We start from the raw sequence: 23,467 nt of genomic DNA, 5'->3' as shown, positions 1-23,467 counted from the left end.
CCTCAAGCGCAGCAGCTGGTTGCCAGCGTTCCCGCGTTCCGCTGATTTGGTCGTAGTGGACGACGAGGACATCGCAGAACAGCGGTTGCAACTCAATCTCTTGATTTCATGACACCCGAACTCTTCAAAAGAGTGCTTTGATGTTGGCTGCGGAATGATCTGATCCGTCCGATGGCGGAAAACGATTTAATAACAATAGGTTATTGCGTTTTTGGTATTCGCGATGAGAAATCATGCCCATAATAGCCTTCATCGAAATGGCTTCCCTTTCCAGGATGCCGATCCGCTACATCGACGGGAAGCCAAAGGATCAGCACGCTTTACGAAGAAGTTGGCAGTTGCGGGCCGATTGAGCGGTCTGGGCTATCTCGTGAAGAAGAAACCGCCACAGGTCTAGCCGATAGGCCCTGTGGAAGTTCTCATCCCGTCGTGCCAGTACAGTTCGGTGGAGGTTGGGTGTTTCATGGGTTTGGTCCACGAAAAGTAAAAGTGTTCTTCGGGTTTTGTGACTGACGGATGAGGGCCTTTGGGGTCCCTCAGATGGGTCCGGGCCGGGTTCCGGTCTGTCGTTCCTGACGAAGGGCATTCCCATGCAAATAGGTGTCTTGCGCGTGTTACGCACGACCGCTGCCTCGTGGTGGCGACACAAGGAACTACGCCGAACCGGCCAGACGGGCCAGGCACTGCAGCTCGAACGCCAGACCGTCCTGCGTGATCTCGGCTATCTGAAGCAGGCGGCGTCATTGCCAAACGCGCATGTGATCTGCGGGGAGGGTGGGACATTCCTCCATCTCGGTTGGACCACCGTGTCGACCCTCGCGCCGATCGAGCGCTTTCCCTTGGCCGCCCTCGCGGTCGCACGAGGAACGCCGTTCATCGATATCCGATCCGTCACCGATGTCACCGCCTTCGCGAACTTGCCGTGCGTGGCGCGGGACGGATCGGTCGACCCTGACCCTTGCGGTCCTGGCAGGTCCGTCTCGCTGACCACCTACATCGACATGGTCGAAGCCCTCGGTGCCAGGATCGCCAACGATCCGCGCCCCCGCCAGTCAACCTGATCACCATTCCCTCTCACCAACACTCGAAAGGAGGCCAGCCATGGCCCGATCCCGCACGACCAAATTCGATGCCTCCGAGGTCATCACAAACGAAATCATCCGTATCATCGAGCGCGGCGTCCTACCGTGGCGCAAGCCCTGGACAGCAGGTGGCAACTCTCGTCCCCTGCGCGTAGGCGGTGAGCCCTACCAAGGGGTCAACAACTTCCTGCTGACCATGCGAACGGTGATGGCAGGCCACAGCTCGCCTTTCTGGATGACGCTGCCGCAAGCCAATGCGTTGGATGCAAAGGTTCGCAAGGGCGAGAAGTCCTCTGTCGTCGTCTATTACGGTCAAAGCCGGAGAGACGCCGGCGATGAGCATGACCGCAGCGACGGGGATGATCACTCCGAGGAAGCCCGTATCTTCCGCTTCCAGAAATCCTACCGCGTGTTCAATGCCTGCCAGATCGAGGGCTTGCCCGACAGCTTCTTCCCCGATCCGGAGCCCGTGCCCGAGCATCCTCCGTCCGAGCCAATCCCGCACATGCAGGCGTTTTTCGATGCCATCGACATCACGACCGTCTTCACGGGCACGGAGGCGTACTATTTGCCGCCCGTGGACAAGGTCTACATGCCGTCCATCACGCGGTTCCAGGACCCGCGCAATTTCTACGGGGTCTGGGCCCATGAGCTGGCCCATGCCACGAAGGCCCCCATCGACTGAACCGTGATTTCGGGCTCTCGAAGTTCGGCAACACCTCCTACGCGCGCGAGGAGATCGTCGCCGAACTGACCTCGGTGTTTCTTGGGCAGACGCTTGGCTTCACGGCGCATACGCTCGAGATGAACGCCGCCTATCTCCACAACTGGTTGCGCGTCCTTCGGTCTGACAAAGGCGCGATCTTCCGGCACGCCGCCGATGCGCAGCGCGCCTGCGACTACCTGATCGCCATATCCGAGGCGGGCAGGGCAGGGGGCCGCGCCGAGGCGGCTTAACAGACCTATTGCGGCGAAGCGGAAAATGGCAGGTGTGAGCCCATTTCAACCGATGCTGCAGGATGCACAAAAAGGCTCCTCGGCTTCAATGGCTTTATTAAGCTCGGCCGGAGAGAAGCCCGTCGCGCGGCGCACGGCACGTCCCATGTGGGACTGGTCGGAATATCCCGCATCGATTGCGATTTCTGCCAATGGCTGACCTGCTGCATTTCTTGAAATTTCATGGAGCTGTTCGAAGGCCGAAAAGAACGCCAAACTGCGCCGCGTGTGACCGGAGTAACGCATGATCCTGCGTTCAATGCTGCGAACGCTGCGTCCCGACCCCGACAGAGCCGCGCGGGTCGCCAGTGCCTTGGTCCAGTCTGAAATGCGCGCGGCAGGCTGCCAGGTTTTCGGTCGGGCATCACGCCAAGTATTTTCGAGCGTTTCGCAGAACTTGATCCATCCTGCGGTCGCGTCGTCTTCGGTATCAAAGCCCTCCAACGCCTGATCAAAGACGGGTGCTAACGTTGTACACGCGCTATCCCCCGAGGGCAAGCCATGCGTCAGGATAGACCCCGACCGTCAGTGCAACAACATCGCCTTGCGCCCAACTGGACACCGGCACGTCCTGCGGTGGCAGCACCGATTTTTTGGGGAGGATTGGCGTTTCAGCAGCGCCCCGCCAGCTTGTCCTCGCTGGGAGCATGTGAATCGTGCCGTGCTGAACGAGTGTGATCGCAACAAGCGGAGAGGCCGGAAAATGGTTCATCCGGTTCGCGGCCGATAGATCTGCGCCACGCGTATCCCGAAAAATTCCCGCCATGAGGCAGCCCCCAAAGCAGGCGGCGGCAGGAACAGTTTTGAGACCGGCGACACTCCTTGTGACGCAATCATTCTATATTTCGCCGCGCCTCCTGAGGCAACGATGGCCAAAACTGGCAACGAGGACATTAACGTGGTTAAAATCGTCTATTCAGGCCCGCTCGCGCTTCGGCTACGCAGCCTTGCAAAACTCAGTCAGATCGCAATCGCAACGTCGATACGGCATGCGCTCGGGAGGCGTATGGCCGATGATTGGGATGCCAATATGGAAACCGGAATCCGGTTTGTCCGTCATCAATTCACCGCGGCAATGCGCCATCGCGATATCGCGCAGGGGCGCGAACTGTTCGACAGTCTCCAGACGCAGACAGATGATATCTACGAGGTGACCTCTTCGGCGGCACAGGGGATAAGCGGGCGCTGGTATGACCCAAAACACCGTGAGAGCGAGGCGGTTCTGCTCTATTTCCACGGCGGCGGGTATACGTTCAATGGCGGGGTGAGTGGCCGTTTCGCGCAGATGCTTTCTCACCATACCGGCGCCAGATTGTTCGCGCCTGACTACCGCCTGACACCAGAACACCCTCATCCTGCACAGGCCGACGACGCTATCAACGCGTGGAATTTTCTGGCGGCGCAGGTGCCTGCAGAAAAGATCGTCGTGATTGGCGACAGCGCAGGGGGCATATGGCATTGATGCTGCTACAATCGCTCAAGGCTCAGGACAAACCGCAGCCTGCGCTTTGTATCGGGCTTTGCCCATGGACTGATATTGGGGATCGCGGCTCAAGCCTGCAGGGCAACAATCCCACGGATCTGGTTCAAGGCTGGATGGCGCTACAATTCGGCAAATGGCTTGATCCCGATCAGGCGTTTGGGCGCGAAGCCTTGTCTCCGATCTCCCATGACTATAGCGGTCTTGCTCCGCTATATCTGCAAGCCGGAGGGCGCGAGGTCTTGCGGGATATGATCATCGAGTTCGCGCAGGTTCAGAAAGAAAACGGTGCCGACGTGTCGCTCGATCTGTGGCCGGACATGCCGCATGATTTTCAGGCCTACGACAGCATGACGACGTCATCTACAACCGCGCTGACCAGGATCAGACACGCGATCGATACTCATATAGCGGCGGGCGGATCGCTTGCTGGTCTGCAGGATATTACTATCGTGTAAACTGTTTGGTTCTGGCAAGTTTGGACCGGGCTTTCCGCCGCACGGAAAAGAAAAAGCAGGCTTTGGGAAGGGTGTTTCAAACCTCTCAAAGGAGATCCCGATGTCCATGAATGTTCAACCCCAGCCAGACCGTCCGGATCCGACCGTGATCGCGGCGCAGAACGACGCGTTTCGCAAGCTCGCATGCCTTGGAGTGCCGCCCGCGCAACTCATCCAGGGCCGCATGCATGTCACCCGCGCGCTTATGGAGGCCGGCGACGGCTTTATGGCCGAGGCGGTGAAGGCCACCGGTGAGTTTGCCACGTTCGAGCCTGAGAATGATCCCGAGGGCTGGCACGATTTCGGGGCGGTCGAGATCCGGGGCGAGACCGTGTTCTGGAAGATCGATCTCTATGAAGCAGACTCGGATTTCCGCTACGGGGCCGAGACCCCGGACAATCCTGCCACCACCATGCGCGTGCTGACCATCATGCTGGCGCGCGACTGGTAGGGCAGGGGACTCCTCACCCTGACATCTGAGACGATGAAGGCCCGCTGACTCCTCAAAGGGAAAGTGGGCCTTTTGTCGTGGTGATCCCTGAAGCCGGGGATTGGTCACGCGCGTGAGCGCGCGGGCCACACCTCACCCTCCTGGAAGGATATCCCATGACCACAAGCTTTGCTCCCCTTACCGTCGCTATCGGCGATCTCGTCCCGCATCCCGCCAATGTGCGCAGCAACGCGCCGGAAACCTATGACCCCGAAAACATCGCCCATCTGAAGGCCAGTATCGCTGTGCTGGGCCTGCTCCAGCCGCTTCTGGTTCAGAAGCTTGACGGCAAATATGCTGTCCTCGCCGGTGGCCGGCGCCATGCAGCCCTGAAGGAGCTGATCGCTGACAAGGCCAGCAAGGGATTCACGGCGAAAACCAAGGTCGACTGCCGCCTTGTCCCTGAGGAGTGCGACGTCACCACGGCGCTGTCGCTCGCCGAGAACATCACCCAGGCACCGATGAATGCCATCGACGAGTTCGAGGCCTTCGCCCGGATGATGGAGGTCGACGGCCAGACGCCCGAGACGATCGCAAAGACCTTCGGCGCCACGGTGGCGGCCGTGAAAGGCCGGTTGCGCTATGGCCTGATCCACCCCGACATCCGCGCCGCGGCCCGGGGCAAGGTGATCACGCTCGACACGATGAAAGCCTTCGCCGAGCACCCGAGCCAGGAGGCGCAGCGCGAGGTCTTCGAGGCGCTCACAAAAGACGGCGGCTATCTGCAGGCCTACACGGTCCGTCAGGCGCTCAAATCCCGCGGTGTGCAGGTCAGCGATGATATCGGGGCTTTCGTGCGCGCGGACTACGAGGCCCGCGGCGGCGCCGTCGCGGCTGACCTTCTGGAAGAGCATTCCGTGCTGGAGGATGCAGCGCTGGTCGAAACCATCCTGCTCGAGAAGCTCGGTGCCGCCGCCGAAGAGGCCCGCATAAAGCTGGGCTTTGCCTGGGCCGATGCGATGGTCCGCTATGATTACGCGACCATGGCCGACTACGGCCGCGTTTATCCCGGCCCGATCGAGCCTGATGAGGCTGCGCAAAAGCGCATCGATGAGATCACCGCCGAACTCGAGAAACTGCAGCTCGAGATGGAGGATGAGGGGCTCGAGGACGGTGCCTACAACGCGCTTTACGAGCGCGTGGACGCCTTGGAAGAGGAAGCCCGCGACCTGCAGGAGGCCTACAGCGCCGAGGACCTCGCGCGGTCTGGGGTAATCGCGTCCTGGTCGGGCGGGCAGGTGACCCTCCATGTTGGCCTCGTCCGCCCGGAAGACACCGTCAAAAAGGAGGGCGCGCGCGGCTCCTCGGCTAGCCCGACCGGGGAGGAGGCCCCGGACCCGGGCGAAATCACTTATCCATCTTCACTGGCTGAGGACCTCAAGATCGAGCGAGCCATGGCGCTTGGGGCCGCGATGGCGCTGCATCCGGAGGCCACGCTTGATGTGACGCTCTTCAAGCTGGTCAGTGATGTTCTGGCCAGCGGCATGAGTGTCACGCAGGCGATCAAGATCGAGGCCCGCAAGGAATATCGCAGCCACGCCAAGATGGACGAGATCGACGAGACCTCGCTCGAGCAGGTGGCGGCGGCGCATGATGCGCTTGATCTGTCCTGGCTCGATGACGCCCGCGCGCCCGCTGATCAGTTCGCGGCGTTTCGCGCGCTGGAGGCAGGGGAGAAGGCCAAACTTGTCGCCTATGCTACGGCCAGCACCACGCAGTCCTGCTTCGCACGGGATCCTCGGCGCGACAGCCTGATGCATGCGTTCGAGATCGAGATCATGCCCGACATCCGCGCCCACTGGACGCCGAACGCGGCGCTGTTCAACCGCTTCAAGAAGGCCTGGCTCCTGAAGATCCTCGGCGAGGATCTGGGTCTCGCCCAGGAGGCGGTGACGCTGGCCTCGTCGAGCAAGAAGGAGATTGTCGCCTTCTGCGACAAGCTCTTCGCCGAACCCTTCGCCACCCTCACCGACGCGCAGCGCGCTGCCGTGGCCGCCTGGTGCCCGCCGATGATGCAGACCAACGGTGTCGCCTTTGATGAGGCGGAGCCCATCGCGGAATCTCCGGAGCCTGACAGCGAGGTCGCGCAAGCGGCCTGAGCCATCACGCGACCCGCGCGTGGGCCATGCCACCCGCGCGGGTCGACCCTTCCAAACCGAACAGAAAGACATCCCCATGGCTATTCTCAAGTTCTCTGCCTCCGCTGTTGCGGCGCAGATCGCCCATGCACGCGCCTGCAAAACCTTCTTGCCCAACTGGAACGGGCCCGTGGACAGGCCCGCCCTGATCCTCATCGTCGGCAATGGCGTGCATCTGCGCTCAAACGGCATCGATGGCACGACCACCCGTATCGTCACCACCGAGCAGGCCGATCCGTCCTTTGCTTTCGCCGATAGCATGAACCCGTTTCGGGACACCGACTGGATGGCGCAGCGCCGCATGGCGTTTCGTGATCTGACCGGCCAGTTCTACACCGACATCCTGGATGACGTGCAGGTGCTCATCGACCGGGGGCGAGGGGCCATCCGGCTCGCCACCGATGGCCACAGCATCCGCGTCTTCGTGCGCCGGGCCTCGGATTATCTCATCGGCGGAACCTACGAAGTGCCCTCGGGCCTCGGCGGCACCTTCCGGGTTATCCTCAAGGATGCCTGCGATACCTTCGCGATCGTGCAGAACTGCGGCAATTGCGAGGATTTCGACGCCATGCAGCCCTACCGCGTGCCGCTCGATGCGCTGATGGAAATCGATGACCGGAGGGCGGCTTGATGGGATGGCTTTTCTACACCGACCGCCGTATCAAATCCTACGCGGATGAGAAGGCGGAAATTACACGGCTCTGCACCTTCGAGGGCGACACGCGCAAAACTGAACTGGTCAAGGCCTGCAAGGTCGCCTCCACCTGGTATGCTGCTGCAAGGGTCACCAATCGCGACGGCACCCCAGTCGAGGATGCGACCTATGTCACCGATGCGGATGGCTCCATCACTTTCGGAGCTGTCTTCCTTACCCGATACGATGACGGTTGCTGGGGCTACAAGGACATGGAGGAAAGCGCTGGTCCGAACGAGTCGAGCGCTCCCCTTGCGCTGATCGAGCTTCTCTCTGACCTGAAAGACCCGGACAGCTACGCCCAGGACTGGCGCCAGCGCTGCCGGGATTGGGCTGCGATACCGGACTACGAGGAAGGCGACAAGATCAGGCTCGCCACCCCTGTGACGCTCACCGATGGCAGCACCTGCCAGCTCGTCACCGCGACGCACTACAGGCGGGGCCGGCAAAAACGCCGCTGCTACCGCATCGAGGAAACCGGTGGGCTCGTACGCCTGTCGAAGGCCTCGCTTGCGGGCTCAGAGCTGCTCAGCTCCGCAAAGGGCGCGGCCAGTCCTGTGCTGGCGGAATTCCTAGCGGGGCGGGACGCTTAGGGGCGCACTGCGAGTAGTGCGCGCACCGTCTCGATTTCCAGCACCCAGTTGCTGGTCGTTTCGTTGCGCCATCTTATGCAGCGGATGATCCGGTCAAAATCATCCTGAAGGGCGCGCGGAAAAACAGGCTCATGGTGTGCGATTCTGTTGCGGAGCCTCCTCACGGCTTCAATGTCAGACCTTAATTCAGATCGGCGCTGGCTGGCAGCGACACCACGAGGCGCGTCCGGAAACACTGCGTAGAAATGATCGTCCCACAGTCTGCCTTGGTGCCTGTTTGTCAGCATCTTCTCCCAAAACACGAACTTCAGTTCGGCGACGACCTTTCCGGCAGTGGGTTGCTGTGCTGCGCAACCTTCGAGGTCTCGTTTGGGGCTGTATGCCGGACCGCGCGGGTTCGGTAACGAACGGATGAAGCCTTGTGTCCAAGGCCATGTTCCTCCATGGACAGCTTCGATTGCTTCCACGATCGCGTTTCGCAGCGCAACTTCCAAAACATGGAGTGGAACCATGAACGCGGCTGATACTTGAAGATTCCAGTGGTATAGGTGGAGAGCTCGCGTCCTATCATTGCCGGTTTCGCGCAGATAGGTCGCAAACCTAGGTGCGGATAGGACGTTCGGAAGGTGGTGTTCTTCATCAGCCGTGAACGGTGGATACATTGACAGTAAAGACTTTCGGTGCCATATAGAGCGTGAGCTTTGAGATTGCGGGCACTATGCCTCCCCTCATTGCACAAAGAAAGCAAAAGCCCGTCGCATTGCGGCGGGTTTTTCAGTTTTCTAATCCAACTCCGAAAAACCGTTTGATTGGCCGGCCGTAGATTGGATGCCTCTTGGTCTGAGCTCATCATCCCGAAAAGCGAAAGAGGGCTTTTTGTCTTTGGAACTCAGACCCTGATCCAAAGGAAACCCCCATGTCCAAGCCCCGCTCAACGCTCCCCAATCCTGTTGAATCCGACGCTAACCTCACCTCTGCCCTCGCGCAGATCGGCGCGGAGGTCGACAACCAGCCCCTGCGCAGTTCAGCGATCGCGCGTATCATGCGCGAGACGTTCCATGGCAACGATGCCGGCGGTGCCTGGGACTGGCGCATGGCATATGACCTGATGCAGGCCGCGGCTGTTCAGGTGCTGCTGCGTGGGGACGGTGCGGCAGGTGACATCGCCGCTGCAAAGCTCCTTGCCTCACGGCTTCTCACGGAAACGCGCCGGTCAGAGCAGCAGATCCGGCTGCAGCAGTTTTCCACGCCGCTGCCATTCGCGGCGCTGGTCTTGCGGGCCGCGGCGATCCGCAAGGGCGAGACCGTGCTGGAGCCCTCGGCTGGCACCGGTGCCCTGGCTACTTTCGCCGCCCGGGCCGGTGCCACGCTTTTGCTCAACGAGATCGACCCTTTTCGCCAGCGCCTCCTGCGCGCGGTCTTTGGTGGCGATGTGACGGGCCATGACGGCGAGCATATCGACGATCTGCTGCAGACGCCGGTTCTACCCGACGTCGTGGTGATGAATCCGCCCTTCGCCTCCTCGGTCGACCGATCCCGCGACAAGCACATCGCTGCCAAACATCTCATTGCGGCTGCAAAGCGCCTGGCACCAGGTGGGCGCCTGGTGGCGATCATGCCGACGGGGTTCACGCCCGAACGCGATGCCGCGCATTGGTCCCGCGCCTGCGGTCTCCTAACGCCACGATTGGCGCTGACGATGCCGGGGCAGGTCTACCGCAAGCTCGGCACCTCTGTCGAAACCCAGCTGATGGTCTTCGACAAGGTGCAGGAGGGCGGCGAGATGATCCGCGCCACTTTGTGCGATCTGGATGAAGCCTTTCCATTTGTCGATGCCGTGGCCGCAACACGGACCGAGATGAGCCCGGCCCAACGGGTTGAAGCGATCCCTCATGCTCGGCCGACCGTTCGATCATTTGTCCCGCGCAAGACCGCTGCTGCGCCTGTCGCCGCCTCAAAACCTCGGGCCAATGCCGTTGTCCCGCTCACTTTCAAGAGCCTCGATATCCCGCGCGACAACACGCCGATCTCGGACATCTATGCGCGCTACCGTCCGCAGCGGATCGAGATCGCGGGTGCGCAGGAACATCCTACGCCGCTGGTCGAGAGCATCGCCATGGCCTCGGTTGCCCCGCCCATGCCCTCAAATACGGGCCGTGATGGCTTGCGCCTGCCCGCACGGTTGATCGAGGAGGGATACCTCTCCGAGGCGCAGCTCGAGACCATCATCATGGCGCATGATGCCCATGGGCGTGACCTGCCGGGGCGGTTTACCATCGACGAGGACCAGACCAAGCTGACGCCCGCCGATAATGACCCGGATGCACGTGCCTATCGTCTTGGCTATTTCCTCGGCGACGGCACCGGCTGCGGCAAGGGGCGCGAATGCGCGGGGCTCATTCTCGTGAACTGGCTGGCCGGGCGCAGGAAGGCGATCTGGGTCTCCAAATCCGCGACGCTCATCGAGGACGCAATCCGCGACTGGACCGATCTCGGCGGCTCGCCCGCCGACATTCAGCCGCTCTCCAAATGGAAACCGGACCAGCCCATCCCGATGGGCGACGGTATCCTCTTCGTCACCTACGCCACGCTGCGGTCCGCGGGCAAATGCGGCACCACGCGACTGCACCAGACCCTCGACTGGATGGGCGCAGACTTTGAAGGCGTCCTCGCTTTTGATGAGGCCCATGCCATGCAGAACGCGGCAGGGTCCGAGCAGGGCAGGGGGTCAAACCCTCCCAGCAGGGCCTTGCTGGCCTGCGGCTGCAACTGGCAGCACCCCGCGCCCGCGTCTTCTACATCTCGGCCACGGGTGCCACGAGCGTGCACAACCTGGCCTATGCCGCGCGGCTGGGGCTCTGGGGGCAGGGCCCCGAATACCCCTTCCCAAGACGCGAGAGCTTCGTTTCTGCGATGGAAGCCGGCGGTGTCGCTGCCATGGAGGTGGTCGCGCGCGATCTCAAGACGCTCGGGCTCTACACGGCGCGTGCCCTCAGCTTTGATGGGGTGGAATATGACGTGCTCGAACACGCGCTCACCCCGGCCCAGATCGAGATCTACGACGCCTATGCGGGCGCGTTTCGGACGATCCACCACAATCTCGAGGCGGCGCTGACCGCGACTGGGGTCAACGACGCCTCGGGCGAGACCAATGCCTCGGCCGCACGCGCTTCGGCCAAGTCCCGCTTCGAGAGCACGAAGCAGCGGTTTTTCAACCATCTCCTGTTGGGCATGAAAGCCCTAACCATCATCCGTGCCATCGAGCAGGATCTGGTGGCGGGCTATGCTTGCGTCATCCAGGTGGTCTCGACAGGCGAGAGCCTGTTGAAGCGCCGACTTGAGACGATGGACCCGGAGGATGAACTCGTTGAGGGTGCCTTGACGCCGCGTGATTATGTTCTGGGCTACCTCGAACAGGCCTTCCCGATCCATGCGCAAAAGCTGGTCGAGATCGACGGCAACATGGTGGCCGAGCCGTTGCGCGATGAGACTGGCGCGCTGGTCGTCTCGCGCGAGGCGCTCGCTTTGCGTGACGCGGCCATGATGGAGTTGATGACGCTGGCGCCGATCCCCTCGGCCCTCGATCAAATCCTCTGGGCCTTTGGCGACGAGGCTGTCGCGGAGGTCACGGGCCGTTCGATCCGGCCACTCAAGGCCGAAGATGGCCATCTCTTCATCGAGAAGCGCGCCGCCAGCAGCAATTTCTCCGAAACCCAGGCCTTCATGGACGGCGAGAAGGACATCCTGATCTTCTCCGATGCAGGTGGGACGGGCCGGTCCTATCATGCGGCACAGACCGCGAAGAACCAGAAACGGCGGCGGCACTATCTTCTGGAGCCCGGCTGGCGCGCCGACGCGGCCATCCAGGGGCTGGGCCGCACGCATCGCTCGGCCCAGGTCAGTGCGCCCTTCTTCCGGGTCTGCACCTCGGATGTGCATGGCGAGAAGCGTTTCACCTCGACGATCAGCAAACGCCTCGACCAGCTGGGGGCCTTGACCAAGGGCCAACGCGAGACCGGTTCGCAAGGCATGTTCCGCGAGGAGGACAATCTGGAAAGCCCGATCGCGCGGGCGGCATTGCGTGGCTACTACGCCGATCTTGCCGCCGGGCGCGCCGAGGCGATGAGCTATGAGAACTTCACCGACTGGACGGCCCTGCGGCTGATCGACAAGGACGGGGTGCTGCTCGAGGAGCTGCCCCCGATCCAGCGGTTTCTGAACCGGGTTCTGGCCCTTCCCATCCACATGCAGAACGCGCTCTTTGCCGAGTTCATGCGCCGGATTGCCGATCAGACGGAAAGGGCGCGCGCGGCGGGCACGCTCGATCTCGGCGTCGAAACCCTGCGCGGCGAAAAGATCGAACAGGTCTCCACTGAGGATCTCTGGACCTGCCCGAAATCCGGCGCCGTGACGCGGATCATCGGACTTGAGGTGACGGACCCGGTCCATGTCCTGGGCGCCGAAGAGGCCATATCGCGCAATCCGGATAAGCTGCCGATGGTTAATCGCGCCTCCGGCCGCGCGGCGCTCATCTCGGCGCGCCCCATGCAGATGTACGATGAGGATATCGTCACCCTCATGCGCAAGATGGTGCGGCCAAACGGGTCCAGCTATCTGGAGGAGACCCGATTTGAGGCGTCTGCCTGGGAAGACATTGAAAGGCCCGAGTTCACGCAGGTCTGGGATGCCGAGGCCGCGTCCTTGCCAAAAACCACCACGACCAAGCTCTACCTGCTGACCGGGCTGCTGCTGCCGATCTGGAAGGACATTCCGACCACCAATGAGCGCATCTACCGGGTCACGCCCGATGGGGCGACCGCCATGATCGGGCGCACGCTGAGCGAGGAAGGAGCGGCCGCGCTGCGCGCCCGCTTCCTCGTCTCCAATCCGCAAACGCCACAGGATATGCTGACCGCCGCCCTCGGCACCACCGCACCTGTCGATCTGGGCCGGGGCCTGAGCCTGACCCGTCGTCGTGTCGCTGGCGAGATGCGCCTTGAGTTGGGCGGTGCAGATCGAGGCATGATCGACGGCCTCAAGGCTATGGGGTGTTTCACGGAGATCATCGCCTTTCAGTTGCGGGTGTTTCTGCCGCATGGGGACGGGATCGACACGGGAAGCATTCTGGCCCGGATCGTTGGGCATCGAGCCGCTAGAGCTGCAGAACAAGCCGCCTGAAAAGTCAAAGCGGGCTTCCGGTCGGGCGTCGCGGATCGGGATTTGGCCGGTCTGCGCTTCCCGGCCGCGGGCATCCCCATGCCTGCCCAGCCCCCACTTCAGACAAGAGGACAGACCCATGACCAATCCCCAGATCGATTACGCCGCGATGGCGGCTCAGTGGCGCGCGGAGCGCGAAACCACCTTGAAGGCATCCAGAGTGGAGCTGCTCGCGCAACTACGTGCGCTTGGCATCAGCGAGGTCGCTGTCGAATACGAAGGCTATGGCGACTCCGGCAATGTCGAGGATGTGACGGTGCAGCCTGCAGAGGTCAACCTGCCGGAGCCGCTTGTCACAGAAGTTGGCGATTTCGCCTGGTCGCTGGCCTATCACCATCACCCGGGGTTCGAGAACAATGAGGGCGGCTATGGCACGCTGACTTGGGACATAGCACTAGACAGCATCATCCTCGATCACGCGGACCGCTATGTCGAATGTTCGCACAGCTATGACGAGGGGCTGTGAGATGGCCCATCCGCTTCATCATGCCGAAAGCTCTGCCCGGAAATTCGGCGGGGTGCCATCTGACTATCAGTCTGTGCACGATTGGTTTGACGCCTCGAAAGAGCACCTCGCGCTCTTCACGCACCGAGCCATGCGCCACCACGCTCAAGGCCTGTTCGAGGCCGAACGTGTCTTCGGCTTGACCCTGACCAATAGCGCAGGTCGGGACATTCCCGTGCGCTGGATCGGCGAGCAGCATATCCGTGAAGACTGCCAGGGCCGCATTCCGAGCATGGCGGACTGGCTGCGACGGATCCAGCCTGAGCCATGGATGGCCAATGGCCATATCGACCGGCATTCTGGCGATGAGCCCTGCGGCGACCCAAGGGTTGCCTGGGCCTCCGAGGTCGCCGCCGGAAGAACGGTTCTTGGCCTGAAGGATTGGATGGCGGCGCGCGCGATGCAAGCCACGCAAAGCGCCTGACAGGTCTCGGTCGTTTGCCAAACGAATGCCGCACGGAAGCCCGGTTGGAAGATCGGGCTTCTTGCGTCGTTTCCCCACCATTCTTCTTGAGGAGGATCGCATGACACTCGAAGCCATCAAGGCGGCCGTCGATGCCGGCCAGACCATGCATTGGGCCAATACCGGCTACGTTGTGCACAAAGACCGGCTCGGTCAGTACCTCATCACCTATGTGCCGAACGGAAGCTGCATCGGTCTGACCGACCGGAGCGGGCACCGGTTGAACGGAAAAGAGGCGGAGTTCTTCATCGCGAGATCGGAGGACGGCGCGGAAAATCCGGGCAGCCAATCAAGACCAAACGGGCAGGGGAGGGGCGTAGCACTAGGAGGCGCGGGGGCATTCCCACTCGGACGGCAGCTCTGACCCGTGGGCGGGGCTGAAAGGAAAGCAAGCTTTCTGGTTTGTGATCCCTCAAGGGGTCGAGAAAGCAATCCCGGATGCGCTGGCAAGAACGTCAGGCACCGGCCAATCCAAGAAGGAACTATCCCATGTTCGCAGGAACCCTCACCCGCAACGTCGAGACCGCAGCCGCTCAGTACACCGGCATGATCCACGGGACGCGCTTTGACGTCGCCATCCAGTTGGAGGCACGGGCCAAGATGTCCGAACGCAGCCCGGATTTTGACGTGACGGCAGTCAACAAATCAGGCCGCAAGGTGCGCATCGGCACGGCCTGGAACGAGACCGGCAATACCAGCGGCAACCCCTACATCTCGATGCAGATCGATGTCGGCTTGGGTCCGTTCCGGGTCAACGCGGTGCAGACGAAAGAAGCGCGCGCGACCCAAAGCGGGGAGTTCGAGATCATCCCGCTGGTCTCGAACGGCCTGATGAAATCCGGCTCGATCTCAGGCGAGCTCACCGCCATGGACGCCGACAACGCGTTCACCGGCTACATCGCCAACATGATGTTCGATCTGGAGTTCACGCTGATCGAGAACAGCTACAAATCCGAGGAGACCCACCCGGATTACCGGATCGAGGTCAGCTCGCCCCGGGGTAAACCAATCCGCGTCGGCTCGGCGTGGATGGCCAAAAGCAGCCGCACGGGCAATGACTACCTGTCGCTGCTGATCAACACGCCTGATGGCGACCTGCGCGTCAACGCCGTGCAGAACGAAGAGCAGCGCGGCGGGCAGACCTTCTCGATCATCCCGTTCATCGACAGCGGTGAGCAGCCGCAGGACGCAGGCGCGGGGCTCTCGCTGGTCGCCTAATCGGCGCGCGAGGGGAGACGATCTGAACCGAAAGGGGAGCCGTGGGACCACGGTTCCCCTTTTGCTGTGCTGGTGTGGTTGAATGAACCCGGCCTACATTGCAGACGTTCGTGTCGCCTGCAGCTAATGCTACCGAAGAGCCCTACTACGACCTTCGTGACCATGCCTCGACCTCTACCCTGAGGTCTTGGCACTCGCTTTACTGAATAGGTTGACATGCAGTATTTGTACTGCATATTTAGCAGGCATGACAGAGGATCAGATAACACTTGTATTCAAAGCGCTGGCGCATACCGAAAGGCGCCGCATCTTGGCGTCGCTTTTGCAGAAGCCCGGTCAGACGCTTTTCGATCTGTGTGTCGCCCCGGATCAGCCGGGCGGCGCACGACATCTGTCCCGTCAAACTGTCTCGCAGCATCTCGACGCCCTCGAACGGGCGGGACTGCTGGAAATTTCGTGGCAGGGGCGAACCAAGATCCACAGGTTTGAGCCGGGTCCGCTGCGCGAGGCCGTGCAACAGGCCCTTGTCCCATTTCTTTAGGAGCGAACGATGATGAAAATCCATGTCACCAGTGTCTTTGTCGACGATCAGGCCCGCGCGCTTGATTTTTACGTCGGAAAGCTGGGCTTCCAGTTGAAGAACGACATTCCGGTGGGCGAGAACCGCTGGCTTACGGTGGTGTCGCCGGAGCAGCCGACTGGCACTGAGCTGCTTCTGGAACCCAGCGATCATCCGGCTGTGAAACCTTACCGGGCAGCGATTGTTGCGGATGGTATTCCCGCCGCCTCCTTTCAGGTCGACAACCTGGCCGACACCTATGATCACCTGACAAAAGGTGGCGTCAGGTTCACGCAGGACCCGGTTGATGCGGGCGATGTCAGAATGGCCGTGCTGGATGATACCTGCGGCAACCTGATCCAGCTGGTAGAGATCAAGGATGCGCAAACCCGCTAACGGGCGCCTGCGGTCGCAGCGGAGCGCCACCACCCGACCCAAGATCGGGTGGTGGCATCAATCCAGTGGCTCAACCCATCTGCTCTTTGCGCAACAGGATCACCGTCCCGGCCGGGTCCGACGTCCAGTGCCCGGTCACATTGGTCAGCGGCTCCAGCTCGTCCCGATTGGGGCTGCCGAGACGCGACAGGGCGGCGTCGGGGTCTTCGTCGAACAGTTCGATCCAGACATCCACCTGGCTCTGATGCGGCACGCGGTCGATCCAAAGGGTCAAGCTGCCGAACTCGAACCCGGTGCTGTTCTCCAGTTCGCGGGCGACCGTCAAGCCGACCTTGTCTCGGTAGAAGGCCACGGTGTCTTCCCAGCGATGCAGGGGAACCTTGATGGCGATGTTTTTTCCCGGCTCCATTTGATGGTTCTCCTCTTTCTATGTTGAATTATTTGTAGAATCCGTCGCGCAAATTGATCCCGTGCTCCAGCCAAGCCTTCATGGCGCAGAGCATCCCGGTCCATCCCTGGCAATTGCCGAAGCAGGAGATCAGGCCGGCCTCGGTTTCGGGCCAGCCGAATTCACTGATCCGCACCAGGGTGCGCCCATCGTCCAGCGGGCGGAACTCCATGGTCACGGTCGTCCATGTGGCGGTCTTTTCGTCCGCCTCCCACTGCAGCACGATCCTCTGATTTGGGACGACCTCCTGCACCAGGACGGGGAAAGCGCCGGGAAAGTCGTGGAAGTCCCAGGTCACCTCGGCCCCGGTTTCCAGCCGCCCCCGTGCCCCGCCCGTGGTGAAATATTTCGACAGGCAGTCAGGAGCGACCACGGCCTCGAAGACCTCTTCGACCGGCTTCGATATGCGTCCTGCCACGGTGAATTTCAGCTCCATGATGCGAATCCTCTTTGCGTTTCGTCAATCATGTTATAAAATCATAACATGTCAATCGAAGATAAATTTGATGCCGTGTTCAAGGCGCTTGGCCATCGAGCGCGGCGGCGGATACTCGACCTGATCAAGGATGGGCCGGAGACCACCGGCGCCCTTTGCGGGAGGCTTACGGATCTCGACCGCTGCACGGTGATGCAGCATCTGTCGGTGTTGGAAAAAGCCGGGCTGGTGGTTGTTGAGCGGCGCGGCCGAGAACGCTGGAACCATCTCGACGCCCTCCCGATCCACGACGTTCAGAACCGCTGGATCGGTCCGTACGCGGCGCATGCGGTCGCGGTTCTCGAGAGTCTGGAGGCGTTTGCAGAGACCGAAGCAGCATCGCCGGACGATGCCGGCACCAGCAGTGATTGAGGGAGAAAGGCAAGTCTGCTTTGTCCGCATCTTACCAGTTCGTTCGTCCCGCAGCGAAGTTCCGCTTTTGACCTCTACAACTGAAACTCAGAATTTCCCTAGTCTTCTTTTGTAACGCAGTTCCAACTTGCCTTCCGGCCTCCCCAGCTCGGCTTCGCGTGTCGCAGGGGAGAACGGCCCTTCGGTCCGTCGCGCATTCGGCCATGCGGCCTCACCGCGGCGTCGCACCCAGGCCCCCGGTTTGCCCGCCTCGCGAGCACGTCCCTCCCCGGCCGCTCCGCCGGATTGCGCTCTGGTCTGTTTTGGCCCGAGGCCAAAACGATCCCGCCGCTCCATCCGTCTCCCGCGTCCGGTCGGGCCGTTTGCCTGCTCGGGTCGGGCAAACCTACCGTCAAAACACACACACATGAGTGCGGAAGCATATCCTCCGGATGGCCCCCAAATCAGCCCGCGTCAAGGATCGCAAAACTTTTCCGCGAGGGCGTAGCCGGTGGCTTGGGGCGGTCCCGTGCGTGAGCGCGCGCATGTGTCGGGTGCTGCGCGCAGAAAACTTTTTCGCCCGGCAAGCCGGCGGCTGCGCCGTCCCTGACCCGGGCAGATTCGGAAACCAGGCATTCGGCCATGCCCCCACACTCACGTGGTGGCCTTGGAACCGAACACTGGAGACCAGACATGGCTTACGACAACGCAAACACCTACGAGACCATTGAACTTTTCGGACTGACCGAGAAGGACGCGCAGCTGCCGATCCCCGAGGATCACGTCCTGACCGACCGCATCATCCGCGAGAGCTTCGAGGCTTTGCTCGGGCAGCTGCGCGGGACCGGGCTTGAAGCCGAAATCGAACCGCTGGCCCATGGGCTCGCGACGATCCTCCAGCGCCGCAAGGTGGCGCTTGGCAAGGAGGTCGACCGCACCGCCGACAAGATCGGCGCGCTGGCAAAATCCCACGACGGATCGGAGATCGCCGAGACCGCGCTCGAAGAGGCGCAGGCGCGCTTTCTGCAGCTGCGCGAGATTGTCGGCGCCATCGAGGTGATGAGCGAGGCTGCGGCGGAATGCTACGAGATCGAGGCGGGCCACGCCTTCATTCCGGCAGCCGGGTCGCGCGCAAGCGTCCGCGCGCAAGAGACCGGGGCGGTCTTCGAGGCACGGCAGCTCCTGGAGCAGCACGACCGCGAAACCGCCGAGAAGTCGAAAGTCGAGGGGTGCCCCTGATCGTCTCAGGAGCCACCGACTGGACAGATGTCGATGTGATCTTCAACACGCTCGACAAGGTTCGCGAACGGATCAAGCAGAACCGCAACCAGGAGATCTTCCTCTGCCACAAGGGTGGCAAGCACGGGGCAGAGATGATTGCGGCTCGGTGGGCCCGGGCACGCGGGATAGCGCAGGCGCGCTTTGATCCTCGCTGGTCCGCGCATGGGCGGGCGGCACCGTTCAAGTGCAACGACGAAATGCTCGACGACAAGTTCGCGGCGACGGGGTTGTCCTCTTCGGCGGCAACGGGGTCGCGCTGAATCTCGGGCAGAAGGCGGAAGCGAAAGGCCTGACGGTCATGCGGGTTGCGGACCCGACGAAGAAGGCGTCGCAGGATTGAAGAGAGGGGTCGCGCTTGGCGCGGCCCTTTCGTCATGTCTCATGGCGCGTGCGATTGGTCATGCGTGATCGGCAGCTCGCGGCGGCCAGCACCGTTATCCCTCTACCCGGTCCGTCAGAGTGCGGCCCATCCGCATCGGTACGGGCTGGGGATGGTACGCACCTCACGCACATCGTCAGCAGCGCAAGACGCGAGGGGTCGAGACGTCGCATATGAGGCTGAACACCTGCACGTCCCTCGGGGCGTGTTTCGGAACATCGCATCCACGCGGGCGGGCTCCGTCAGCACCCCGGCCAGGCTCGGCGGGACGCGGACGCGGATGGTGGCGGCTGCGTGATGGCAAGGGTCATCCGGATCACTCCTTTTTGCTCATAGATGTGGATCGCACGGGGTCGGCCCAATCGTGCCCTGCGCTTGCGCTTCGGCAAGCACAAATACGGCTTCCACGGCTGGCCGCGGACCCTCCGCATTTGCGCTTGCGACCGGGCCTCTTGCCCCCGTGCCGGGTGATCCCCATCGCAACAAGGAGTAACCTAAATGACCAACCACTACGTCGCCACCGTCCCCGTCAAGTTCACCGATACCGATGGCCAGGAGCGCACCCGTTTTCAGCGCGTGGGCGCTATGTTCCGCAACACCCGCAACGGGGACGGCTCGGAGTTTTTCAGCCTCAAGCTCGACTTCCCGGTCGCGGTCTCGGAGTTGGTGATGTTCCCGCCGAGCGCGAAAGATCCCCAGGACTAAATCCTCTGACGAGGATGGGCCGCCCCAGGACGATCTTGGGGCGGCCCGATCCCTGTTCCAGGGATGCCGCGTCCGGCGGTCAGATCGCCCGAGGCGACTTCACGAAGCCGTCGGCCGCTGCGCGTTCAACGGACGCACTCCCCCGAAATGATCAGGCCGCGACAGACCGGCCAGTCAGCCTCAAGGGGGCCATCCACAAAAACCTATCGGCCAGGGCCTCCCGGTTTTTGCGGCAGAGATTTGGCAAGCCAAATCTGGCCCGCCTTGACCCTGACTGTCCGCCCTGTCGGTGGGGTTTGCGCCCGCCCGCGGTTCCGTCCGAACACATGCGTGTTCGTCCAGACCCTCGGGCGGTGCTGGGGAAGGGGACCCATTGGACAGGTGGGTCGCCCGGTGGTGAGGGCGGCAGAGCCGCGTCCCTGCGGGCCGCGGCGTGAAGCGGACACCAAGGCTGCCTGAGACTGAATGCAACGTAAGTATATAATTGACAGCACGGTATATTATCGTAAGGTGGGGGCAGCCTTGGTGGAAGGTGGCAGGAAATAGGGGGTCTTTCTTCCGCATGTCCCGAACAAAACGCCTGACAGAGACGGAGAAGATGCAGATCGTCCGCGAGGCCGCGGAGGGTGTGTCGACGTCCGAGCTGGCTGCGCGGTTCGGTGTTACATCGCGCGCCGTGCGCTACGTCTTGAAAGCTGATGCCGAGCGCCAGACGGATGCCGCCATCCCGGTCTCAGCGATCAGTGTGAAGGTCACGGCTGCGGAGCTTGCGGCGCTCGACGAGGTGCTGGCCGAGGCCGGAATCGAGAGCCGGGCCGAAGGGCTGCGGCGGCTCATTCAGGCTGCGGGCGGCGTGTTTGTCCCGGACGCGCAGATGGCGGCAGAGATGGCGCGCTATCGCGCCTCTCTGCACGAGGTCGGCAATGGGGTCGCGCAGATCGCCAAGCAGATGACGCAGGCCAACCGGCGGGGGCAGGGGGCCGTGGGGGGCACGAGTGCCGAGTTCACCGAATTGCGCCTCGCGCAGATGCGCGGGCTGGCGCGGTTCATTCTGGATTCCGCTGACGAGATCGATCTGCTTCTGCGCCGCCGTCGGGACGCGATGCAGCTGCAGGCCACGGTCGCGCTGAGGGAGTTTGCCCATGCGGCTGAATGATGCCGTCCATGCCGTCACGGGCGAGGTCTTCCGGGATGGCTGGAGCCGCGTCCGGGGCTCGATGCAAGGGCTGCACGTGGCCAAGCAGAGCCAGCTTGTGCGCGCGGCGGCCGGGCACCGTCCGGCGGTCTTCAAGGCGATCCGAGGCGGGGGTACGCATACCAAATCACAGCTCGCAAACCAGCTCGATTACCTCACCACCAAGTCCACCCATATCGTCGACTCGAGCGGGTTTCTGGATGGCAAGACAAAGCTCGAGGCGGGCGACATCAAGGACCTCACAGAGCGCTTTGCCAAGCGGTGGGATGCGGGCTTCAAACCCAAGCTCGGGCAAACCAAGCATTTGCTCATGTCCTTCCCGATCGGCACGCGCGGGGAGGATGTGCGCGACATCGCGACGGATGTGGCGGAGCGGTTCTTCCAGACCGAGGAGGGGCATTTCGACTACATCATCGCGGTGCATGAAGACCGAGATCACCCGCATGCGCATCTGGTGCTGAACCGCCGCTCGCAGGAAGGCGAGTTCTTCTTTCTGGGGCGCAACCATCGCTTCAACTATGACGATTTCCGCCTCGCCATGGTCGAGGAGGCGGAAAAGTATGGCGTGCGCCTGGAGGCCACGCGCCGCGTTGATCGCGGTGTCGTGCATTACCCGGCCCGCACCAGCGAGGTCTATGCCGCGAAAGACGAGGGCCGCGCGCCCCGCGAACGCGAACGCGTGGGGGCCGACCTGACGCGGACGCTGGCGGAGATCGCCAACACCAGAAACGTCTACCATTCGCTTGCCGTGGAGGCCTCCCGGGAGACCTCCGAGGTCCGCGGGGCCCGCGAAGACATTGCCGCGGCACTCTTCCGCGCGGGCGAGGTTCTGGCGCATGGCGGGAAGGTGGACCGAACAGGAGATGTTTATATGGCTGAGGATCAAAGCTTCGAGGATCTCAGAAGCCTCTATGCGGAGAAGCTCGCGCGGGTGCAGGGCATGATCGCCGAGAAGTCTGACGCGGAACGTCCCTTGCTGGAAAAACGCCTCATCGAGATCCAGACGCAGGTCCAGCACATGCAGCCCTTGGGGCTGCGATCATCCACGCTGTCAGAGACCCCTCGGAGGGCGGGATCTATTCCGAAGCCAATATCGACGCCAGCCAGCGCGAGCGTCTGGCCGAGCCCGATCTGAGATCGCGCATTGACGCGGCACTACGGGGCACCGGGATCAGCACATCGGAAGTGGTGGCCCGGATCGAGACGGGCGCCTCAAATGCAGCGCTGGAGCATCAATGGATCGCAGATGATCTCTCCAAGGTGGCCGAGGCGCGCGATCTGAACCTTGAACGCCGCGCCGATCTGGAACAGGCGCGTGACATTCTCAACGATGTGCACGTCGCGCTTGGCACGCTCTTGGAGCGGGAGAACGTGCTGCGCCGGGATGGGGTCATGGAAGCGGAACCGGTCAGCGAGCAGTTCCATTATCATGAGGGCGCGGTGCGGGAGATGGAAGGGACAATCCGTCAGGAGATGCGCGCAGACGGCCTGACTGCGCAGCAGATCGAGGACCGGGACTGGGAGGTTGTCTCACGGGCGGAGCGCCGGATCGAGACCGAGCAGCGCGCGTATCTCGCAGCGCACCCGGACCTGCTTGCACGCCCAGGCGATGTGATCGATCGGTCTGAACCCTACAGGGAAACCATCACCGATGCGGCCCGCGCCAGCGCGATCACCCGCGAGGTCGACCGGATCATGGAGGGACGCGACGTCCGCACGCCCGTTGCAGATGCTGTCACGGATGACTTGCGCGCGCGCTATCCGGACATGCCGTCCCACCTTGCCCGTGGGCTCGGTGCGACCTATGCGGCCGTTGTCGAGATACGCGACACGGAGGCCATCAATCAGGTCCGCCGCGAAACCGAGATGCGCGATGGGCTCGGGTCTGGCATGCACGACGACATCCTCGCAGCCCGCGATGAAACTGCGCCGCAGTCTGACCGTGCCGACCGCCTCGCAGACGAGATTGCGCGTGTTCTGGACCATGAGCGGGCCGGGGAGTTCTCCGCGCCCTTCGAGACGGAGGCGGAGCGGGACGCCTTCCGTGGCGAGATCGCGCGGGTGCTGGACGTTCGCCAACTCGACCGGCTCACATCCGGCGATGCCGATGCGCTGGACAAGGTTCTCGAGGACCGCCTCGACCGGCTCTATGTCGCGAAGGTCTACCTGCAATCGGATGCAGCGACGGCCAACACGGAGGCCTTGCGCCAGGTGGTCGATGATCTTGCCGACACCGAATATGAAAAACACCGCGCGACAGACGTGGATGGCGAGACCGAGCGGGGTCAGGTCCATTGAGCGCCTC

General features: G+C 62.4%; 18 protein-coding genes and 5 pseudogenes. 19 read left to right on the top strand and 4 right to left on the bottom strand.

Going from position 1 to position 23,467, the window contains the following annotated elements; translation table 11 throughout:
* Positions 1–590 precede the first annotated feature (590 nt).
* The gene (locus tag ACFQAU_RS19215) at positions 591–1,061 is read left to right on the top strand and encodes a hypothetical protein (RefSeq protein ID WP_132446237.1); all 471 of its coding nucleotides are present in this window, start codon (positions 591–593) and stop codon (positions 1,059–1,061) included.
* A gap of 40 nt (positions 1,062–1,101) precedes the next feature.
* Positions 1,102–2,039 (top strand): annotated as a pseudogene (locus tag ACFQAU_RS19210) (ArdC family protein).
* A gap of 45 nt (positions 2,040–2,084) precedes the next feature.
* On the opposite strand, the gene ACFQAU_RS19205 reads toward ACFQAU_RS19210, so the two are convergent.
* On the bottom strand, positions 2,085–2,522 hold the full coding sequence (locus tag ACFQAU_RS19205) for a helix-turn-helix domain-containing protein (protein WP_165935603.1): 438 nt from the start codon (positions 2,520–2,522) through the stop codon (positions 2,085–2,087).
* A 424-nt stretch (positions 2,523–2,946) separates the two neighbouring features.
* Here ACFQAU_RS19205 and ACFQAU_RS19200 point away from each other — a divergent pair.
* The 5 genes and pseudogenes from ACFQAU_RS19200 (at position 2,947) to ACFQAU_RS19180 (ending at position 7,970) form a co-directional block, all read left to right on the top strand.
* A pseudogene (locus tag ACFQAU_RS19200) lies at positions 2,947–4,016 on the top strand (alpha/beta hydrolase).
* A 100-nt stretch (positions 4,017–4,116) separates the two neighbouring features.
* Positions 4,117–4,506 carry a DUF3768 domain-containing protein gene (locus ACFQAU_RS19195; protein ID WP_132446229.1) on the top strand — a complete coding sequence of 130 codons (390 nt, stop codon included), beginning with the start codon at positions 4,117–4,119 and terminating at the stop codon, positions 4,504–4,506.
* Positions 4,507–4,661: 155 nt separating this feature from the next.
* Positions 4,662–6,644 (top strand): ParB/RepB/Spo0J family partition protein, encoded by a 1,983-nt coding sequence (locus ACFQAU_RS19190; protein WP_132446227.1) that lies wholly within the window; start codon positions 4,662–4,664, stop codon positions 6,642–6,644.
* 76 nt (positions 6,645–6,720) lie between these two features.
* Positions 6,721–7,314: a regulator gene (locus ACFQAU_RS19185; protein WP_132446225.1), complete on the top strand. Its 594-nt coding sequence runs from the start codon at positions 6,721–6,723 to the stop codon at positions 7,312–7,314.
* Complete coding sequence (locus tag ACFQAU_RS19180; RefSeq protein WP_132446223.1) at positions 7,314–7,970, top strand: DUF6927 domain-containing protein; 657 nt, start codon at positions 7,314–7,316, stop codon at positions 7,968–7,970. Before ACFQAU_RS19185 ends, ACFQAU_RS19180 begins: the two co-directional genes overlap by 1 nt.
* On the opposite strand, the gene ACFQAU_RS19175 is transcribed toward ACFQAU_RS19180, so the two are convergent.
* On the bottom strand, positions 7,967–8,482 hold the full coding sequence (locus ACFQAU_RS19175) for a hypothetical protein (RefSeq protein ID WP_223866110.1): 516 nt from the start codon (positions 8,480–8,482) through the stop codon (positions 7,967–7,969). The genes ACFQAU_RS19180 and ACFQAU_RS19175 overlap by 4 nt on opposite strands.
* 404 nt (positions 8,483–8,886) lie before the next feature.
* On the opposite strand from ACFQAU_RS19175, the pseudogene ACFQAU_RS19170 reads away from it, so the two are divergent.
* From ACFQAU_RS19170 to ACFQAU_RS19140, 7 genes and pseudogenes are all read left to right on the top strand, one after another.
* Positions 8,887–13,148: pseudogene (locus ACFQAU_RS19170) on the top strand (strawberry notch-like NTP hydrolase domain-containing protein).
* 118 nt (positions 13,149–13,266) lie between these two features.
* On the top strand, positions 13,267–13,653 hold the full coding sequence (locus ACFQAU_RS19165; RefSeq protein ID WP_132446219.1) for a DUF6878 family protein: 387 nt from the start codon (positions 13,267–13,269) through the stop codon (positions 13,651–13,653).
* Between the two features lies 1 nt (position 13,654).
* Positions 13,655–14,116, top strand: coding sequence for a DUF6915 family protein (locus ACFQAU_RS19160; RefSeq protein WP_120352471.1), 462 nt, complete (start codon positions 13,655–13,657; stop codon positions 14,114–14,116).
* A gap of 100 nt (positions 14,117–14,216) precedes the next feature.
* On the top strand, positions 14,217–14,519 hold the full coding sequence (locus tag ACFQAU_RS19155; RefSeq protein ID WP_120352472.1) for a hypothetical protein: 303 nt from the start codon (positions 14,217–14,219) through the stop codon (positions 14,517–14,519).
* A gap of 125 nt (positions 14,520–14,644) precedes the next feature.
* Positions 14,645–15,373: a DUF736 family protein gene (locus tag ACFQAU_RS19150; RefSeq protein ID WP_120352473.1), complete on the top strand. Its 729-nt coding sequence runs from the start codon at positions 14,645–14,647 to the stop codon at positions 15,371–15,373.
* A gap of 247 nt (positions 15,374–15,620) precedes the next feature.
* Complete coding sequence (locus tag ACFQAU_RS19145; protein ID WP_120352474.1) at positions 15,621–15,914, top strand: ArsR/SmtB family transcription factor; 294 nt, start codon at positions 15,621–15,623, stop codon at positions 15,912–15,914.
* 9 nt (positions 15,915–15,923) lie between these two features.
* Positions 15,924–16,328, top strand: coding sequence for a VOC family protein (locus ACFQAU_RS19140; protein ID WP_240791658.1), 405 nt, complete (start codon positions 15,924–15,926; stop codon positions 16,326–16,328).
* A gap of 70 nt (positions 16,329–16,398) precedes the next feature.
* Here ACFQAU_RS19140 and ACFQAU_RS19135 read toward each other — a convergent pair whose 3' ends face one another.
* Positions 16,399–16,737 carry a VOC family protein gene (locus ACFQAU_RS19135; protein ID WP_120352475.1) on the bottom strand — a complete coding sequence of 113 codons (339 nt, stop codon included), beginning with the start codon at positions 16,735–16,737 and terminating at the stop codon, positions 16,399–16,401.
* A gap of 28 nt (positions 16,738–16,765) precedes the next feature.
* The gene (locus ACFQAU_RS19130) at positions 16,766–17,212 is read right to left on the bottom strand and encodes an SRPBCC family protein (protein ID WP_120352476.1); all 447 of its coding nucleotides are present in this window, start codon (positions 17,210–17,212) and stop codon (positions 16,766–16,768) included.
* Positions 17,213–17,260: 48 nt separating this feature from the next.
* Between ACFQAU_RS19130 and ACFQAU_RS19125 the strand changes: the two genes are divergently transcribed.
* From ACFQAU_RS19125 to ACFQAU_RS19105, 5 genes and pseudogenes are all read left to right on the top strand, one after another.
* The gene (locus ACFQAU_RS19125; protein WP_120352477.1) at positions 17,261–17,623 is read left to right on the top strand and encodes an ArsR/SmtB family transcription factor; all 363 of its coding nucleotides are present in this window, start codon (positions 17,261–17,263) and stop codon (positions 17,621–17,623) included.
* A gap of 672 nt (positions 17,624–18,295) precedes the next feature.
* A pseudogene (locus tag ACFQAU_RS19120) lies at positions 18,296–19,223 on the top strand (DUF2493 domain-containing protein).
* Between the two features lie 537 nt (positions 19,224–19,760).
* A complete protein-coding gene (locus tag ACFQAU_RS19115; protein ID WP_007120662.1) occupies positions 19,761–19,967 on the top strand; it encodes a hypothetical protein in 207 nt (68 codons plus the stop codon).
* A 562-nt stretch (positions 19,968–20,529) separates the two neighbouring features.
* On the top strand, positions 20,530–21,123 hold the full coding sequence (locus tag ACFQAU_RS19110; protein WP_120352480.1) for a helix-turn-helix domain-containing protein: 594 nt from the start codon (positions 20,530–20,532) through the stop codon (positions 21,121–21,123).
* Positions 21,110–23,460 (top strand): annotated as a pseudogene (locus ACFQAU_RS19105) (relaxase/mobilization nuclease domain-containing protein). The gene ACFQAU_RS19110 and the pseudogene ACFQAU_RS19105 overlap by 14 nt, the downstream one beginning before the upstream one ends.
* Positions 23,461–23,467 lie beyond the last annotated feature (7 nt).

It is taken from the genome of Sulfitobacter profundi (assembly GCF_042661425.1).
GTDB lineage: Bacteria > Pseudomonadota > Alphaproteobacteria > Rhodobacterales > Rhodobacteraceae > Sulfitobacter > Sulfitobacter profundi.
Note: the sequence above shows the minus strand (reverse complement) of the source record. Positions and strands in the feature narration are given on the sequence as shown.